The following is a 15,570-nucleotide window of genomic DNA, read 5'->3' as shown; positions in this document are numbered from 1 at the left end:
CCAATGGGGGCTTTGTGAAATTTGAACTTGATACTACAGACGGGCGCGCACGCCGTGGCCGTCTGATTTTTGATCGCGGTGTGGTGGAAACCCCTGCGTTTATGCCTGTCGGCACCTATGGCACCGTGAAAGGCATGACGCCGGAAGAAGTGCAGGAGACTGGCGCACAGATCATTCTGGGCAATACCTTCCACCTCTGGCTGCGTCCGGGCCAGGAGATCATGAAACTGCATGGCGATCTGCATGATTTTATGCAGTGGAAAGGGCCGATTCTGACCGACTCCGGCGGCTTCCAGGTCTTCAGCCTGGGTGACATCCGCAAAATCACCGAAGCGGGCGTTCACTTCCGTAACCCGATCAATGGCGACCCGATCTTCCTCGATCCGGAAAAATCGATGGAGATTCAGTACGACCTCGGTTCCGACATCGTCATGATCTTCGATGAATGTACGCCCTATCCGGCAGACTGGGACTATGCCAAACGCTCCATGGAGATGTCGCTGCGTTGGGCGCGACGCAGCCGTGATCGTTTCGACAGCCTGGGGAATAAAAATGCGTTGTTTGGCATTATCCAGGGCTCGGTTTACGAAGATTTACGAGATGTCTCGGTGAAAGGTCTGGTAGAGATTGGCTTTGATGGGTACGCTGTGGGCGGCCTGGCGGTGGGTGAGCCCAAGCAGGACATGCACCGTATTCTTGAGCACGTCTGTCCGCAGCTTCCGCAGGATAAACCACGTTATCTGATGGGTGTCGGCAAGCCAGAAGATCTGGTTGAAGGCGTCCGTCGCGGCGTCGATATGTTTGACTGCGTGATGCCTACCCGTAATGCCCGAAATGGTCACCTGTTTGTGACTGAGGGTGTGGTGAAAATCCGCAACGCCCGATACAAAGATGACACTGCGCCGCTGGATGCGGAGTGTGATTGTTACACCTGTCGCAATTATAGCCGCGCCTACTTGTATCATCTCGACCGTTGTAACGAAATACTGGGCGCGCGTCTGAACACTATCCACAATTTGCGCTATTACCAGCGTCTGATGGCAGGTTTACGCCAGGCCATTGAAGAGGGTAAATTAGAACACTTTGTAACTGAGTTTTACCAACGGACGGGCAAAGAAGTTCCGCCATTAACGTCTGATAATTCATCAATGAGGGAAATTTAATGAGCTTATTCATTTCTGACGCCGTGGCTGCAGCTGGCGCACCGTCTCAGGGAAGTCCGTATTCTCTGGTGATCATGCTGGTGGTGTTTGGTCTGATTTTCTACTTCATGATCCTGCGTCCGCAGCAGAAACGTGCGAAAGAGCACAAGAAGCTGATGGATTCCATCTCTAAGGGTGATGAAGTGCTGACCAGCGGTGGCCTGGTAGGCCGCGTAACGAAAGTCTCTGACACGGGATACGTCGCTATCGCGCTGAATGACACCAATGAAGTCGTCGTTAAACGTGATTTCGTCGCTGCCGTGCTGCCTAAAGGCACTATCAAGGCGCTGTAATTCTTTCTTCCCTAAGGGAACTGCCGTGTTAAATCGTTATCCTTTGTGGAAGTATGTGATGCTGGTCGTCGTGATTCTCGTCGGCCTGCTCTATGCGCTTCCCAACCTGTATGGTGAGGATCCGGCCGTTCAAATCACTGGTGCGCGCGGAAGCGCCGCCAGTGAGCAGACGTTGGATCAAATTCAGTCCGCATTAAAACAAGACAATATCCAGAGCAAATCTGTTGCGCTGGAAAATGGTGCGATTACCGCGCGCTTCAACAATACGGATGTGCAGTTACGCGCCCGTGAAGCCATCATGAAAGCGCTGGGTGAGAACTACGTTGTCGCGCTGAACCTTGCGCCAGCCACGCCGCGCTGGCTGAGCATGCTGTCAGCAGAGCCGATGAAACTCGGTCTCGACCTGCGTGGTGGTGTGCACTTCCTGATGGAAGTGGACATGGACACCGCGCTCAGCAAGCTGCAGGAGCAGAATGCTGACACGCTGCGTAGCGATCTGCGCACCAAAAATATCCCTTATACCACCGTCAACAAAATCGCGAACTACGGCGTGGAAATTCGTTTCCGTGACGCTGCCAGTCGTGATGCGGCGATCTCCTGGCTCTCCTCGCGTCATCAGGATCTGGTGATCAACAGCAGCGGCAGCGATGCGCTGCGTGCCACCATGAGCGATGCCCGTCTCAGCGAAGCGCGTGAATATGCGGTTCAGCAGAACATTACGATTCTGCGTAACCGTGTAAACCAGCTTGGCGTGGCGGAACCACTGGTTCAGCGTCAGGGCTCCGATCGCATCGTGGTTGAGCTGCCGGGTATTCAGGATACGGCGCGTGCCAAAGAGATTCTGGGCGCAACCGCGACGCTGGAATTCCGTCTGGTGAACACCAGCGTAGATCCTACTGCGGCGGCCAGTGGCCGTGTTCCGGGTGACTCAGAAGTTAAAGACATGCGTGATGGCCAGCCGGTCGTGCTCTACAAGCGGGTGATCCTGACCGGTGACCACATCACCGACTCGACGTCCAGCATGGATGAGTACAACCAGCCACAGGTGAACATTTCACTTGATAGCGCAGGCGGTAACATCATGTCCAACTTCACCAAGGACAACATCGGCAAGCCGATGGCGACCCTGTTTGTGGAGTATAAGGACAGCGGTAAAAAAGATGCTAACGGCCGTTCAATTCTGGTGAAACAGGAAGAGGTGATTAACGTCGCTAATATCCAGTCTCGCCTGGGGAACAGCTTCCGCATCACCGGTATCAACAACCCGAACGAAGCGCGTCAGCTGTCGCTGCTGCTGCGTGCCGGTGCGTTGATTGCGCCCATCCAGATTGTGGAAGAGCGTACGATCGGGCCGACCATGGGTCAGCAAAACATTACTCAGGGTCTGGAAGCCTGCCTGTGGGGTCTGCTCGCCTCGATCCTGTTTATGGTGGTGTTCTACAAGAAGTTTGGTCTGATTGCGACGAGTGCGCTGCTGGTTAACCTGGTGCTGATTGTCGGCGTCATGTCCCTGCTGCCTGGTGCGACCCTGACCATGCCGGGTATTGCCGGTATCGTGTTAACACTGGCGGTAGCAGTCGATGCTAACGTACTGATTAACGAACGTATTAAAGAAGAGCTGCGTAACGGGCGCTCGGTTCAGCAGGCAATTCATGAGGGCTACAAAGGCGCCTTCTCCAGTATTGTCGATGCGAACGTGACCACCCTGATCAAAGTTATCATTCTTTACGCGGTCGGCACCGGTTCGATCAAAGGCTTTGCTATTACCACCGCAATTGGTATCGCGACCTCAATGTTCACCGCGATTATCGGTACCCGTGCCATTGTTAACCTGGTTTACGGTGGCAAACGCATCAACAAGCTGTCTATCTGAGGAGTGCGTTGTGGCACAGGAATATAACATTGAGCAGTTAAACCACGGGCGTAAAGTCGTCGACTTTATGCGCTGGGATAAGCTGGCCTTCATCATTTCAGGACTGCTGATTCTTGCCGCGATTGCGATCGTGGGTGTGCGTGGTTTTAACTGGGGCCTCGATTTCACCGGTGGTACGGTGATTGAGATCGCGCTGGAAAAACCGGCCGACCTTGAAGTCCTGCGTGGTGATCTGGTGAAAGCGGGCTTTGACGAGCCGCTGGTGCAGAACTTTGGCAGCAGCCGTGACGTCATGGTGCGTATGGCACCGGTGACCGGCCCGGCGGGTACTGAGTTAGGCAATAAAGTGGTGTCGGTGATTAACCAGACTACCCAGCAAAACGCGACCGTTAAGCGCATTGAGTTCGTTGGCCCGAGTGTGGGTAGCGACCTGGCGCAGGCGGGTGCGATGGCGCTGCTGTCTGCACTGATTGCGATTCTGATCTATATCGGTTTCCGCTTTGAGTGGCGTCTGGCGCTGGGTACCGTGCTGGCGCTGGCGCATGACGTGATCATCACCTGCGGCCTGCTGGCGCTGTTCCGCATTGAAATCGACCTGACAATTGTTGCCTCGCTGATGTCGGTGATTGGCTACTCGCTTAACGATAAAATTGTGGTCTCTGACCGTATTCGTGAAAACTTCCGTAAGATTCGTCGCGGCAGCTCTTACGATATTACGAACGTGTCACTGACACAGACGTTAAGCCGTACCCTGATTACCTCGCTGACGACGCTGGCGATGATCCTCATCCTGTTCGTGTTTGGTGGTGCGTTGCTGAAAGGCTTCTCACTGACCATGCTGATTGGTGTGACGATTGGTACGATTTCATCCATTTATGTCTCTTCGGCGCTGGCGCTGAAGCTGGGCATGAAGCGTGAACATATGATGGTGCAGAAAGTCGAGAAAGAGGGCGCCGATCAGCCTTCTATCCTGCCTTAATCACGCGTCAGAAATAAAAACGGGCAGCCAACAGGCTGCCCGTTTTTTTTGCACCGCGGCTATGGGCTAGCGGGTGCGGCAGGGGAAGTCTGAGTCGGCGTATCCCCGGTTACGTTATGCACGCGGACATAACCCAATTGCTCCGGTGTCAGGCCACTGAGCCGCAGCGGGATGCTGGTCGAATGCTGGGGCAGCAACGAGGCCGGCACCGTGACGGTCTGACTCAGACTGTCGCTGTTCAGCGGTTTACCGGTCGCCGGGTCAAGCTCACCCCAGATCACCGTCGCATGCAGGGCGGGCAGAGGGCGGTCGTCCATTGAACGCACAGTCAGGGTTGTCCGCGAGCCGCTGGCTTCAGCGGTCACAGGCGACAGCGTCAGTCGCAGTGTGCCGAGCTGGGTTTGCAGCGCCACTGGCGTTTTCGCCTGCGGCACCAGCCATGCGCCTTGTTGCAACTGACTGTTAAGCTGTCCCTGGACTTCCAGTGCACTGGCCTGCGTGGTCAGGTGCTGCATCTGCTGATTTAGCTGACTCACTTCCTGATGCAGCTCTCTGACCTGCGGATTGCCTGCCGTGGTGCTGCAGCCGCTCAGCGTTACCAGAGAGAGCGCCACCGGAATCCAAACCATCCTGCTCATAAGTTATCCTTGTCCGTTATTTTGGAATACGTAAAACCTGGCCAGGATAGATCTTATCAGGATGCGAGAGCATTGGCTTATTCGCTTCGAAAATCTTGTTATATTCGTTAGCGTTGCCGTAAACCTGTTTGGAAATCGCGCTCAGCGTATCGCCTTTTTTCACGGTGTACAGCTCTGACTCGACCGCGGTATCTGTCACGGTCACCTTGTCTTCAACTTTCGTGATGCCTGCAACGTTACCTGCAGCAATCAGAATCTTTTCTTTCAGCTCCTGGGACAGGCCATCACCGGTCACGGTCACGGTGTCGCCATTGACCTTGACGTCGACCTTGTCGCTGTCAGGCAAGCCGAGCTTGTTAATGTGATCCTGCAGCTTTTTATTCTGGTCATCTCCGCCGTTTACCGCGTCCCAGAGTTTTTCACCGGCTTCTTTCACAAAGTTAAACAGACCCATACAACCTCCAGAGTGTTAGTGGAAAATTTTACTTGCAGCTCTTAAAGCGTAGTCCCTTTTGCCGCAGCCGAAATTTAGCCGCGTTTATCCTGCGATGAGAAGCCCGGTAAAGGCACGGAAGAGATTTTGTTGATTCGCAGTTCGCGCTACACTGTCAGACCCATCACTCTCGCGTCAGGAAACGTCATGCATTGCCCATTCTGCTCCGCTGTGGACACCAAAGTGATTGATTCTCGTCTGGTTAGTGAAGGCTCTTCGGTGCGTCGCCGCCGCCAGTGCCTGGTGTGTCATGAACGCTTCACCACCTTTGAGGTGGCGGAACTGGTGATGCCACGCGTGGTGAAGAGCAATGATGTGCGCGAGCCTTTTAATGAAGACAAAATGGCCAGCGGGATGATGAAAGCGCTTGAGAAACGTCCCGTGAGTGCCGATGCGGTTGAAAGCGCTGTGAACCATATTAAAACGCAGTTGCGCGCGACTGGCGAACGTGAGATCCCCAGTAAACTGATTGGCAATCTGGTGATGGATGAGCTGAAGAAGCTCGACAAAGTGGCCTATATTCGCTTCGCCTCAGTTTACCGCAGCTTTGAAGATATTCGTGATTTTGGCGAAGAGATCGCCCGGTTACAGGATTAAACCATGGATGAACTTTACATGGCGCGCGCGCTGGAACTGGCGCGACGCGGTCGTTTTACGACCATGCCGAACCCCAATGTCGGCTGCGTGATTGTGCGCGATGGCGAAGTAGCAGGCGAGGGCTGGCATCAGCGTGCCGGTGAACCGCATGCCGAAGTTCACGCCCTGCGCATGGCGGGCGAAAAAGCCCGTGGTGCAACCGCCTATGTCACGCTGGAGCCCTGCAGCCATCATGGTCGCACACCGCCCTGTTGTGATGCGCTGATTGCTGCTGGCGTTAGCCGTGTTGTGGCTGCGATGCAGGACCCCAATCCGCAGGTCGCAGGACGCGGGCTGCACCGTCTGCATCAGTCAGGCATTGCGGTCAGCCACGGCCTGATGATGCCGGAAGCGGAAGCGCTGAATCGCGGCTTCCTCAAGCGGATGCGCACCGGCTTTCCCTGGATTCAGCTCAAGCTGGGCGCGTCACTGGATGGCCGCACGGCAATGGCCAGCGGTGAAAGCCAGTGGATAACGTCGGCTGCGGCCCGCCGGGATGTCCAGCGTCTGCGTGCGCAAAGCGCCGCAATCCTCAGCAGCAGCGCTACGGTGCTGGCGGACGATCCCTCGCTGACGGTGCGCTGGTCTGAACTTGATCCGGAGAGCCAGTCACTGCTTGATGAACAGCAACTGCGTCAGCCGGTGCGGGTGATTGTTGACAGTCAGAATCGCGTCACGCCGCAACATCGGCTCATTTCTCAGCCGGGCGAAACCTGGCTGATGCGTCATCAGCCGGATCAACAGCACTGGCCCGCTGAGGTGACGCAGATTGCCGTGCCGCTGCGCGAACAGCAGCTGGATCTGGTGGCGATGATGATGCTGCTGGGACAGAAACAGATTAACAGCGTCTGGGTTGAAGCGGGTGCCTCACTGGCCGGGGCGCTGTTGCAGGCCGGGCTGGTCGATGAACTGATTGTTTATCTGGCACCTAAGCTGTTGGGTCATGAAGGACGTGGCCTGTGTCAGCTGCCGGGGCTCAGCTCGCTCGCTGACGCGCCTGCCTTCCGTTTCAGCGACGTCCGGCAGGTCGGTGACGATTTACGCCTGATCCTGACACCCCAATAACACGGTCGGAAAAGCGAGAGCACGCCGCCCAAGAGTATGATAGAATCCGCCCCCCTGCGCGGGGCTAACCAAACCCCTGAAAGGATAAGTATGAAAGTTATCGAAGCTGCTGTTGCAACGCCTGAGGCCAATGTTGCCATCGTTATTGCGCGTTTTAACAACTTCATTAATGACAGCCTGCTGGATGGCGCAGTTGATGCCCTGAAACGTATCGGCCAGGTCAAAGATGACAATATCACCGTAGTCTGGGTGCCAGGTGCCTACGAACTGCCTCTGGCAGCCCGTGCGCTGGCTAACTCCGGCAAATATGATGCGATTATCGCACTCGGCACCGTCATTCGTGGAGGCACTGCCCACTTCGAATATGTGGCGGGTGAAGCCAGCTCCGGTATCGCCAGCGTTGCCATGAACAGCGATATTCCTGTCGCGTTTGGCGTGCTGACCACTGAAAGCATCGAGCAGGCCATTGAGCGTGCCGGCACCAAAGCGGGTAACAAAGGTGCTGAAGCGGCTCTGACTGCGCTCGAAATGATCAACGTATTGAAAGCCATTAAAGCCTGATTTTTGTAAGGGGAATTTTGTGAAACCTGCTGCTCGTCGTCGCGCCCGTGAGTGCGCTGTTCAGGCGCTTTACTCCTGGCAGTTGTCGAATAACGACATTGCCGATGTGGAATACCAGTTTCTGGCGGAACAGGACGTCAAAGACGTCGACATTACCTACTTCCGCGAACTGCTGTCCGGTGTGGCGACCAACAGTGCGTATCTGGATGGACTGATGAAGCCCTATCTGTCGCGTCAGCTCGAAGAGCTGGGCCAGGTAGAAAAAGCTATCCTGCGCATCTCGCTGTATGAGCTGAGCAAACGTAACGATGTGCCTTATAAAGTGGCCATCAACGAAGGGATTGAGCTGGCGAAAGTCTTCGGTGCCGAAGACAGTCATAAATTTGTTAACGGCGTGCTGGATAAAGCCGGTCCACAAATTCGACCCACTCGCAAATAAACAAAAAGGCCGGCTTGCCGGCCTTTTTTCATTAAGGGTTAAGCGGAACGCAATTATGTCTTGTGGTGAATTTGAACTCATCGCACGCTACTTCAACCGCAGAACACGCAGCCGCCGTGATGTCGAACTCGGCATCGGTGACGATTGTGCGTTACTTAGCGTGCCGGAAAAACAGACCCTGGCGATCAGCACCGATACCCTGGTCGCGGGTGTGCACTTCTTACGGGATATTCATCCTGCCGATCTGGGTTACAAAGCCCTGGCTGTGAATCTCAGCGACCTTGCTGCTATGGGCGCCGATCCCGCCTGGCTGACGCTGGCCTTAACGTTGCCGCAGGTCGATGAAAGCTGGCTCTCGGCCTTTAGTGAAAGCCTGTTTGAACTGCTGGAATATTACGATATGCAGCTGGTGGGTGGTGACACTACGCGTGGCCCGCTGAGTCTGACGCTGGCGATTCACGGTCTTTTGCCGCAGGGCCGCGCCCTGAAACGATCCGGCGCGAAGCCGGGCGACTGGATCTTCGTGACCGGTACGCTGGGTGACAGCGCGGCGGGTCTGGCGTTGCTGCAGCATCACTGTCGCATCAGCGATCCGGCAGTGCATGAAGCGCTGATTAAACGTCATCTGCGTCCGATGCCGCGCATTCTGCAGGGTCAGGCACTGCGTTCGCTGGCTTCCTCTGCGGTGGATATTTCCGACGGTCTGATTTCCGATCTCGGCCATGTGCTGAAAGCCAGCGGCTGCGGCGCGCGGCTTAACCTGGATGCGTTGCCACTGTCGGCGGCCCTGCGCGACCACTTCGAGCCTGAGCAGGTACTGCGCTGGGCGCTGAGTGGCGGCGAAGACTATGAACTCTGCTTCACTGTGCCAGAGGTTAATCGCGGCGCGCTGGATGTGGCGCTGGGGCATCTGGGCGTGCCGTATACCTGCATCGGACAAATAGCACCGGAGTCGGAAGGCTTGACGCTGCTGGATAATGGCAAGCCCGCCACCTTCCGTCACAAAGGGTTTGATCACTTTGATGCTAAATAACGACGTGGCCAAACGTCGCCTGCGGATGAGCAATCCCTGGCATTTGCTGGCGACCGGTTTCGGCAGCGGATTAAGCCCGGTTGTGCCGGGCACCATGGGATCGCTGGCGGCCATCCCATTCTGGTGGCTGATGACTTTCCTGCCGCAGGATCTCTATTCGCTGGTGGTGCTGGTGGGTATCTGCGTCGGCGTTTATCTCTGCCATCGCACCGCCAAAGATATGGGCGTACACGATCACGGCAGTATTGTCTGGGATGAGTTTATCGGCATGTGGATTACGCTGATGGCGATTCCGGTCAACAGCTGGCAATGGGTGCTGGGGGGCTTTGTGCTGTTCCGTATTCTTGATATGTGGAAGCCATGGCCGATTCGCTGGTTTGACCGCAATGTGCATGGCGGCATGGGCATTATGGTTGATGACATTATTGCTGGCGTGATTTCCGCTGCCATGCTCTATGGAATCGGGGTCTGGCTGGCGGCTTAACCGCCATGCTAAACGCCTGATAAGAGGTGACGCCCGGGAAGGGCGTCACGTCAGGTTTACTCGAATCCTACCGCCTGATGTGGCTGATAGAGCTCTTCCAGCAGGGTAATTTCCTCGTCACTCAGCGTGACATCCACCGCCTTAACCAGATCGTCAAACTGCTCAGCACGGGACGCGCCAATAATCGGTGCCGTGACGGCAGGTTTGCTCAGCAGCCAGGCCAGGGCCACCTGCGCCCGCGTTACGCCTTTACCTTCCGCCACCATCGCCAGTCGTTCTGCAATCGCGGCATCGTTCTCTTCGGTGTTGTCATAAAGCTTTGCCATTACCTGGTCAGAGGCAGAGCGCGCGGTGTTTTCACCCCACGGGCGGGTCAGCTTGCCGCGCGCCAGCGGACTCCAGGGCAGCACGGCGATCTGCTCCTTCAGACAGAGAGGATGCATTTCCCGTTCCTCTTCGCGCTGAATCAGGTTGTACTGATCCTGCATGCTGACAAAGCGGTGCCAGCCCTGTTCAGACTGCATCTGCAACGCCTGAGCAAACTGGCTGGCGTGCATTGACGAGGCACCGATGTAGCGGGCTTTGCCAGACTGCACGACGTCATGTAGCGCTTCCAGCGTCTCCTCCAGCGGGGTGTTGTAGTCCCAGCGGTGAATCTGCAGCAGATCGACATACTCCATGCCGAGGCGCTGCAGGCTGTCATCAATGGATTGCAGGATATTCTTGCGCGACAGGCCCTGTGAAAGATTAGTCAGGGGGAAATAGACTTTGGTGGCGACAACAACCTCTTCACGGCGGGCAAAATCTTTTAGTGCCCGACCCAGAATCTCTTCGCTGCTGCCATCAGAGTAGCTGTTAGCCGTATCGAAGAAGTTGATACCTGCATCCAGTGCCTGCTGAATCAGTGGACGGCTGCTCGCTTCTGGCAGCGTCCAGGCGTGGTTGCCGCGCGTTGGCTCGCCATAGGTCATACAACCGAGACAGAGACGAGACACCTGCAGATCGGTGCTACCGAGTTGAATCGTATTCATGGTGAAGGCTCCTGCGAAAGTGCAAAGGTTACAGCATAGCAGGATGTTGCGCTCCCTGAGGGGGAGCGCAGCGAAGGGAGGTTACTGCGCCAGCCAGCGGGCGATCTGTTGCTGAATGCCTTCCGCGTCAAGCAGATAGTCATGACGCACTTCATCCTGCGTACCCTGCGGGATAAATTCATCCGGCAGACCGATGTTCAGCACAGGAACAGCCAGACGTTTCGCCATGATAAATTCATTCACGCCACTGCCTGCACCGCCTTTGATTGCGCCTTCTTCCAGCGTAATCAGTGAGTCGTGCGTGGCAGCGAGCTCAGCAATCAGCGCTTCATCCAGCGGCTTTACAAAGCGCATATCGACCAGGGTCGCATTCAGTGCTTCCGCTGTGGCGGCAGCTTCTGGCAACAGAGTGCCGAAGTTCAGAATTGCCAGCTTTTCACCCTGGCGTTTCACGACCGCTTTACCCAGCGGCAGGCTCTGCAGGGGTGCCAGCGGCGTACCGACACCGGTGCCGCGCGGATAACGCACTGCACTTGGGCCAGCCTGATAGTGATAGCCGGTGTAGAGCATCTGCCGACACTCATTCTCATCGCTTGGGGTCATGATCACCATATCCGGCACACAGCGCAGATAGGCGAGATCAAACGCGCCCTGGTGAGTCTGACCGTCCGCACCCACAATACCACCGCGATCAATGGCAAACAGGACCGGCAGTTTCTGGATGGCGACGTCATGAATCAGCTGATCATAGGCACGCTGCAGGAACGTCGAGTAGATGGCAACAATCGGTTTGTAGCCGCCAATCGCCATACCCGCTGCGAAGGTCACCGCATGCTGCTCGGCGATTGCCACATCAAAATACTGTTTCGGGAACTCACGGGAGAAGGCCACCATGCCGGAGCCTTCACGCATCGCCGGGGTAATCGCCATCAGCTTCGGATCGTCGGCAGCCATTTCGCACAGCCAGTTACCAAAGATTTTGGAGTAGCTCGGCAGACCTTCCGCACTTTTTGGCAGTTCGCCAATCGCCGGGTCAAATTTAGGCACGGCGTGCCAGGCAATCGGATCTTCCTCTGCCGGCGCGTAGCCTTTGCCTTTCTTCGTCATGATATGCAGGAACTGCGGCCCTTTCAGGCTGCGCATGTTGCTCAGCGTATTGACCAGCGTCAGCACATCGTGACCGTCAACCGGGCCGATGTAGTTAAAGCCCAGCTCTTCAAACAGCGTACCCGGCACGACCATGCCTTTGAGGTGTTCTTCGGTGCGTCTTACCAGCTCTTTAATCGGCGGCAGGCTGGTCAGCACACGCTTGCTGCCTTCGCGTAGTCGTGCGTAGGTTTTACCTGACAGGATTTGCGCCAGGCGGTTATTCAGCGCACCGACGTTTTCAGAGATCGACATCTCATTGTCGTTGAGGATGACCAGCATATCCGGCTTGATATCACCGGCATGATTCATCGCTTCAAACGCCATGCCCGCCGTGATCGCGCCATCGCCGATAATACAGGCGGTGCGACGGCCCTGGCCTTCACGTTCAGCCGCCGCGGCCATGCCGAGACCGGCACTGATCGAGGTCGATGAGTGTCCGACGCTTAAGACGTCATATTCACTTTCACCGCGCCACGGAAACGGGTGCACGCCATTTTTCTGACGAATGGTGCCGATGCGATCGCGGCGACCGGTCAGAATTTTATGCGGATAAGCCTGATGACCCACGTCCCACACCAGATGGTCAAAGGGGGTGTTATAGACATAATGCAGCGCGACCGTCAGTTCGACTACGCCCAGACCCGACGCAAAATGGCCGCTGGAGCGGCTTACACTGTCTAACAGATACTGACGCAGTTCATCACACAGCGCAGGCAACTTCTCTTTGGGCAGGGCGCGCAGCTCCTGAACCGTGTTTGCCAGCGCCAGTGTCGGGTATTTAGCAATATCAAAACTCATCAGAGACTCATTATGGAAGTTATTTGTCGCGTTCAATTATGAAGCTCGCTAGCGCCTGCAGTGCTGTAGTGTTATAAGAGTGCGCAGCGAGCAATTCTAAAGCATCAAGAGCTTCCTGATACAAATCCCGCGCTTTTGCACGGGCATTTTCAAGGCCTAACAATGAAGGATAGGTGCTTTTTCCCAGATCCTGATCGGCACCCTGGCGTTTTCCGATCACGGCCGTATCACCGACCACATCGAGAATGTCGTCCTGCACCTGAAACGCGAGACCAATAGCCTCAGCATAGCGGTCAAACAGCGGCAGCGCTTCACGGCCCGCATCGCCTGCCGTTAACGCGCCTAACCGGACTGCTGAGCGGATCAGCGCGCCGGTTTTGTGGCGGTGGATCTGTTCAAGCTGGTCCAGATCGACAGATTTGCCTTCCGCCGCTAAATCCAGCGCCTGTCCGCCACACATCCCGGCCACGCCGCTGGCCTTAGCCAGTTCGGAGAGCATCATCAGACGGTATTCGGCACTGACACCCGGCATCGCTTCATCTGCCAGGATAGAGAAGGCCAGCGTCTGCAGGGCGTCGCCCGCCAGAATCGCCGTATCTTCGCCATATTTAATGTGACAGGTTGGCTGCCCGCGACGCAGTGCGTCATCGTCCATCGCAGGGAGATCGTCATGTATCAGAGAGTACGCATGGATGCATTCAACCGCGGCGGCGGGCGCATCCAGACTCGCCGGGTCGGCGTGGAGCATTTCACCGGTAGCGTAGACCAGAAAAGGACGCAGGCGTTTACCGCCTAATAATGCCCCATAATGCATGGCATTCACCAGAGGAGAACTCTGAAAAGGAAGTGGCTCTATAAAACGCGTCAGGGCAGCGTTCACCTGCTGCTGATAAACGTCGAGTAATCGGGCGAAATCCATTAGTCGTTTTCCGGCGTGAAAGCGGTGAGGTCGGCCTCTTTATCATCATTCAGCAGAATACGGACCCGCTGTTCAGCCTGCTGCAGCGTCTGCTGGCCATTTCGCGCCAGCTGCACGCCGCGCTCAAATTCGTTCAGGGCTTCTTCAAGCGGCAGTTCACCACTTTCCAGACGGCTGACAATCTGCTCCAGCTGCTGCAATGACGTTTCAAAGCTGGCTGGCTGTTCGGCTTTTTTCGGCATATTTCGTGTCGACTCACAGTTGGGACATTATCTCGCAATCGGTCATGGTAGCTGAGACCCAATGATTAGCAAAATAATCAATGCGGCGGCTGATGAAGAAGCAGTCACCTGACAAAGGTGATATACTCCCGCGCCTCGGATGCGGTTGCGCCTTGCAGCCCGCAATTTTGTGATTTTACCAGCTAAGTGCCGCCTGTTTTAGCACTTATTTGCCCAACGAAGCTGTGTCGCCATGAAGTTTATCATCAAGTTATTTCCTGAAATCACCATCAAGAGTCCGTCGGTGCGTTTGCGCTTTATCAAGATTCTTGCCAGCAATATTCGCAACGTCCTGAAAACCGTCAGCGACGACATCGCCGTTGTGCGCTACTGGGATCACATTGAAGTGCGGTCAAAAAATGCAGCGCTGGCGGATATTATTCCCGATGAGCTCGCCCGCATTCCCGGTATTCATCACGTTTTAGCGGTCGAAGATCGCGAGTACACGGATATTCATCACATCTTTGAACAGACGTTAGCGCAGTATCGCGACAGTCTGGAAGGAAAGAGTTTCTGCGTGCGTGTTAAGCGTCGTGGCAAGCATAGCTTCAGTTCGCAGGATGTGGAGCGCTATGTAGGCGGCGGTCTGAACCAGCATATCGAAAGCGCCCGCGTGCAGCTTAAAAATCCGGACGTGACGGTGAATCTGGAAGTTGAAGAGAATCGTCTGACGCTGGTGACTGCGCGCTACGAAGGCCTGGGTGGCTTCCCGATTGGCACGCAGGAAGATGTGCTGTCGCTGATTTCCGGCGGTTTCGACTCCGGCGTCTCCAGCTATATGCTGCTGCGTCGCGGCAGCCGTGTGCATTACTGCTTCTTTAACCTTGGTGGAGCCGCCCATGAGATTGGCGTCCGTCAGGTTGCGCACTATCTGTGGAATCGTTTTGGTCGCTCACACCGCGTACGCTTTGTAGCGATCAATTTTGAGCCGGTCGTCGGTGAGATCCTCGAGAAAGTGGATGACGGCCAGATGGGCGTAGTGCTGAAACGCATGATGGTGCGGGCTGCCTCGACGATTGCTGAGCGCTACGGCGTACAGGCACTGGTCACCGGTGAAGCGGTAGGCCAGGTGTCGAGCCAGACGCTGACCAACCTGCGTCTGATCGATAACGCGTCGGATACGCTGATTCTGCGTCCGCTGATCTCTCATGACAAAGAGCACATTATCCGAATTGCCCGTGAAATCGGCACCGAAGATTTCGCCAGCACCATGCCGGAATATTGCGGCGTGATCTCAAAAAGCCCGACCGTGAAGGCGGTGAAAGCGAAGATTGAGGCGGAAGAGCAGAATTTCGACTTCACGATTCTCGATCGGGTTATCGAAGAAGCGACCAACGTCGATATCCGCACCATCGCTGAGCAGACAGAAGAGGAGGTGGTGGAAGTTGAGACCGTCGCCTTGCTGAGTGAGAACGATGTGGTGCTGGATATCCGATCTATCGATGAGCAGGAAGAGAAGCCTCTGACGCTAAACGCGACGGAAGTGAAATCGCTGCCGTTCTATAAACTCAGTACGCAGTTTGGCGATCTCGATCAGAATCGCACCTGGCTACTCTATTGCGATCGCGGTGTGATGAGCCGTCTTCAGGCGCTCTATCTGCATGAGCAGGGCTTTAAGAACGTTAAAGTTTACCGTCCGTAGTGACGCCTGATAGCCAGTCAGATCCTGTTCAGGTCTGGCTGGCTTATCTTTAAA

General features: G+C 55.7%; 17 protein-coding genes. 11 read left to right on the top strand and 6 right to left on the bottom strand.

The window, feature by feature from the left end; all coding sequences use genetic code 11:
- Positions 1–14: 14 nt before the first annotated feature.
- From tgt to secF, 4 genes are read left to right on the top strand one after another with little or no spacing between them, the layout of a single operon-like run.
- Positions 15–1,163: a tRNA guanosine(34) transglycosylase Tgt gene (gene tgt / locus EE896_RS14865; protein ID WP_003852508.1), complete on the top strand. Its 1,149-nt coding sequence runs from the start codon at positions 15–17 to the stop codon at positions 1,161–1,163.
- Positions 1,163–1,495, top strand: a complete 333-nt coding sequence (gene yajC, locus EE896_RS14860; protein ID WP_003852509.1) for a preprotein translocase subunit YajC — start codon at positions 1,163–1,165, stop codon at positions 1,493–1,495. The genes tgt and yajC overlap by 1 nt, the downstream gene beginning before the upstream one ends.
- Before the next feature lie 25 nt (positions 1,496–1,520).
- Positions 1,521–3,368, top strand: a complete 1,848-nt coding sequence (secD, locus tag EE896_RS14855) for a protein translocase subunit SecD (protein ID WP_071778534.1) — start codon at positions 1,521–1,523, stop codon at positions 3,366–3,368.
- 10 nt (positions 3,369–3,378) lie between these two features.
- On the top strand, positions 3,379–4,347 hold the full coding sequence (gene secF / locus EE896_RS14850) for a protein translocase subunit SecF (protein ID WP_003852511.1): 969 nt from the start codon (positions 3,379–3,381) through the stop codon (positions 4,345–4,347).
- A 59-nt stretch (positions 4,348–4,406) separates the two neighbouring features.
- On the opposite strand, the gene EE896_RS14845 is transcribed toward secF, so the two are convergent.
- Positions 4,407–4,985 carry a SadB/YajI family lipoprotein gene (locus EE896_RS14845; protein ID WP_140916016.1) on the bottom strand — a complete coding sequence of 193 codons (579 nt, stop codon included), beginning with the start codon at positions 4,983–4,985 and terminating at the stop codon, positions 4,407–4,409.
- Positions 4,986–5,001: 16 nt separating this feature from the next.
- Complete coding sequence (gene lysM / locus EE896_RS14840; RefSeq protein ID WP_003852513.1) at positions 5,002–5,439, bottom strand: peptidoglycan-binding protein LysM; 438 nt, start codon at positions 5,437–5,439, stop codon at positions 5,002–5,004.
- A gap of 186 nt (positions 5,440–5,625) precedes the next feature.
- Between lysM and nrdR the strand changes: the two genes are divergently transcribed.
- The 6 genes from nrdR (at position 5,626) to pgpA (ending at position 9,696) form a co-directional block, all read left to right on the top strand.
- Positions 5,626–6,075, top strand: a complete 450-nt coding sequence (nrdR, locus tag EE896_RS14835; RefSeq protein ID WP_003852514.1) for a transcriptional regulator NrdR — start codon at positions 5,626–5,628, stop codon at positions 6,073–6,075.
- Positions 6,076–6,078: 3 nt separating this feature from the next.
- Positions 6,079–7,179 (top strand): bifunctional diaminohydroxyphosphoribosylaminopyrimidine deaminase/5-amino-6-(5-phosphoribosylamino)uracil reductase RibD, encoded by a 1,101-nt coding sequence (gene ribD, locus EE896_RS14830; RefSeq protein WP_140916015.1) that lies wholly within the window; start codon positions 6,079–6,081, stop codon positions 7,177–7,179.
- A 90-nt stretch (positions 7,180–7,269) separates the two neighbouring features.
- Complete coding sequence (gene ribH / locus EE896_RS14825) at positions 7,270–7,740, top strand: 6,7-dimethyl-8-ribityllumazine synthase (RefSeq protein ID WP_136196561.1); 471 nt, start codon at positions 7,270–7,272, stop codon at positions 7,738–7,740.
- A 19-nt stretch (positions 7,741–7,759) separates the two neighbouring features.
- Positions 7,760–8,179, top strand: a complete 420-nt coding sequence (gene nusB / locus EE896_RS14820) for a transcription antitermination factor NusB (RefSeq protein ID WP_003852517.1) — start codon at positions 7,760–7,762, stop codon at positions 8,177–8,179.
- 55 nt (positions 8,180–8,234) lie between these two features.
- Entirely contained in the window at positions 8,235–9,212 is a 978-nt protein-coding gene (gene thiL / locus EE896_RS14815; RefSeq protein ID WP_140916014.1) for a thiamine-phosphate kinase, read from the top strand.
- Positions 9,202–9,696 (top strand): phosphatidylglycerophosphatase A, encoded by a 495-nt coding sequence (gene pgpA, locus EE896_RS14810; protein WP_003852520.1) that lies wholly within the window; start codon positions 9,202–9,204, stop codon positions 9,694–9,696. The genes thiL and pgpA overlap by 11 nt, the downstream gene beginning before the upstream one ends.
- A 56-nt stretch (positions 9,697–9,752) precedes the next feature.
- Here the strand turns inward: pgpA and EE896_RS14805 are convergent, their stop codons facing one another.
- The 4 genes from EE896_RS14805 to xseB form a co-directional block, all read right to left on the bottom strand.
- Positions 9,753–10,727, bottom strand: a complete 975-nt coding sequence (locus EE896_RS14805; RefSeq protein WP_105099437.1) for an aldo/keto reductase — start codon at positions 10,725–10,727, stop codon at positions 9,753–9,755.
- An 81-nt stretch (positions 10,728–10,808) separates the two neighbouring features.
- Entirely contained in the window at positions 10,809–12,674 is a 1,866-nt protein-coding gene (dxs, locus tag EE896_RS14800; protein WP_008924885.1) for a 1-deoxy-D-xylulose-5-phosphate synthase, read from the bottom strand.
- A gap of 19 nt (positions 12,675–12,693) precedes the next feature.
- The gene (gene ispA, locus EE896_RS14795) at positions 12,694–13,593 is read right to left on the bottom strand and encodes a (2E,6E)-farnesyl diphosphate synthase (protein ID WP_140916013.1); all 900 of its coding nucleotides are present in this window, start codon (positions 13,591–13,593) and stop codon (positions 12,694–12,696) included.
- Positions 13,593–13,835 carry an exodeoxyribonuclease VII small subunit gene (xseB, locus tag EE896_RS14790; RefSeq protein WP_003852524.1) on the bottom strand — a complete coding sequence of 81 codons (243 nt, stop codon included), beginning with the start codon at positions 13,833–13,835 and terminating at the stop codon, positions 13,593–13,595. Before xseB ends, ispA begins: the two co-directional genes overlap by 1 nt.
- Positions 13,836–14,067: 232 nt before the next feature.
- On the opposite strand from xseB, the gene thiI reads away from it, so the two are divergent.
- Positions 14,068–15,516 (top strand): tRNA uracil 4-sulfurtransferase ThiI, encoded by a 1,449-nt coding sequence (gene thiI, locus EE896_RS14785; RefSeq protein WP_003852525.1) that lies wholly within the window; start codon positions 14,068–14,070, stop codon positions 15,514–15,516.
- Positions 15,517–15,570 lie beyond the last annotated feature (54 nt).

This window comes from Pantoea eucalypti, from assembly GCF_009646115.1.
Taxonomy (GTDB): domain Bacteria; phylum Pseudomonadota; class Gammaproteobacteria; order Enterobacterales; family Enterobacteriaceae; genus Pantoea; species Pantoea eucalypti.
The sequence above is the reverse complement of the archived record's forward strand: the minus strand, read 5'-3'. Positions and strand labels throughout refer to the sequence as shown.

Excerpts from the sequence above, each read along its gene's own strand:
- dxs (WP_008924885.1), bottom strand. The coding sequence starts at position 12,674 with ATGAGTTTTGATATTGCTAAATACCCGACACTGGCGCTGGCAAACACG.
- xseB (WP_003852524.1), bottom strand. The coding sequence starts at position 13,835 with ATGCCGAAAAAAGCCGAACAGCCAGCCAGCTTTGAAACGTCATTGCAG.
- nrdR (WP_003852514.1), top strand. The coding sequence starts at position 5,626 with ATGCATTGCCCATTCTGCTCCGCTGTGGACACCAAAGTGATTGATTCT.
- ribH (WP_136196561.1), top strand. The coding sequence starts at position 7,270 with ATGAAAGTTATCGAAGCTGCTGTTGCAACGCCTGAGGCCAATGTTGCC.
- yajC (WP_003852509.1), top strand. The coding sequence starts at position 1,163 with ATGAGCTTATTCATTTCTGACGCCGTGGCTGCAGCTGGCGCACCGTCT.
- lysM (WP_003852513.1), bottom strand. The coding sequence starts at position 5,439 with ATGGGTCTGTTTAACTTTGTGAAAGAAGCCGGTGAAAAACTCTGGGAC.
- thiL (WP_140916014.1), top strand. The coding sequence starts at position 8,235 with ATGTCTTGTGGTGAATTTGAACTCATCGCACGCTACTTCAACCGCAGA.
- ribD (WP_140916015.1), top strand. The coding sequence starts at position 6,079 with ATGGATGAACTTTACATGGCGCGCGCGCTGGAACTGGCGCGACGCGGT.
- ispA (WP_140916013.1), bottom strand. The coding sequence starts at position 13,593 with ATGGATTTCGCCCGATTACTCGACGTTTATCAGCAGCAGGTGAACGCT.
- thiI (WP_003852525.1), top strand. The coding sequence starts at position 14,068 with ATGAAGTTTATCATCAAGTTATTTCCTGAAATCACCATCAAGAGTCCG.
- EE896_RS14805 (WP_105099437.1), bottom strand. The coding sequence starts at position 10,727 with ATGAATACGATTCAACTCGGTAGCACCGATCTGCAGGTGTCTCGTCTC.
- EE896_RS14845 (WP_140916016.1), bottom strand. The coding sequence starts at position 4,985 with ATGAGCAGGATGGTTTGGATTCCGGTGGCGCTCTCTCTGGTAACGCTG.
- pgpA (WP_003852520.1), top strand. The coding sequence starts at position 9,202 with ATGCTAAATAACGACGTGGCCAAACGTCGCCTGCGGATGAGCAATCCC.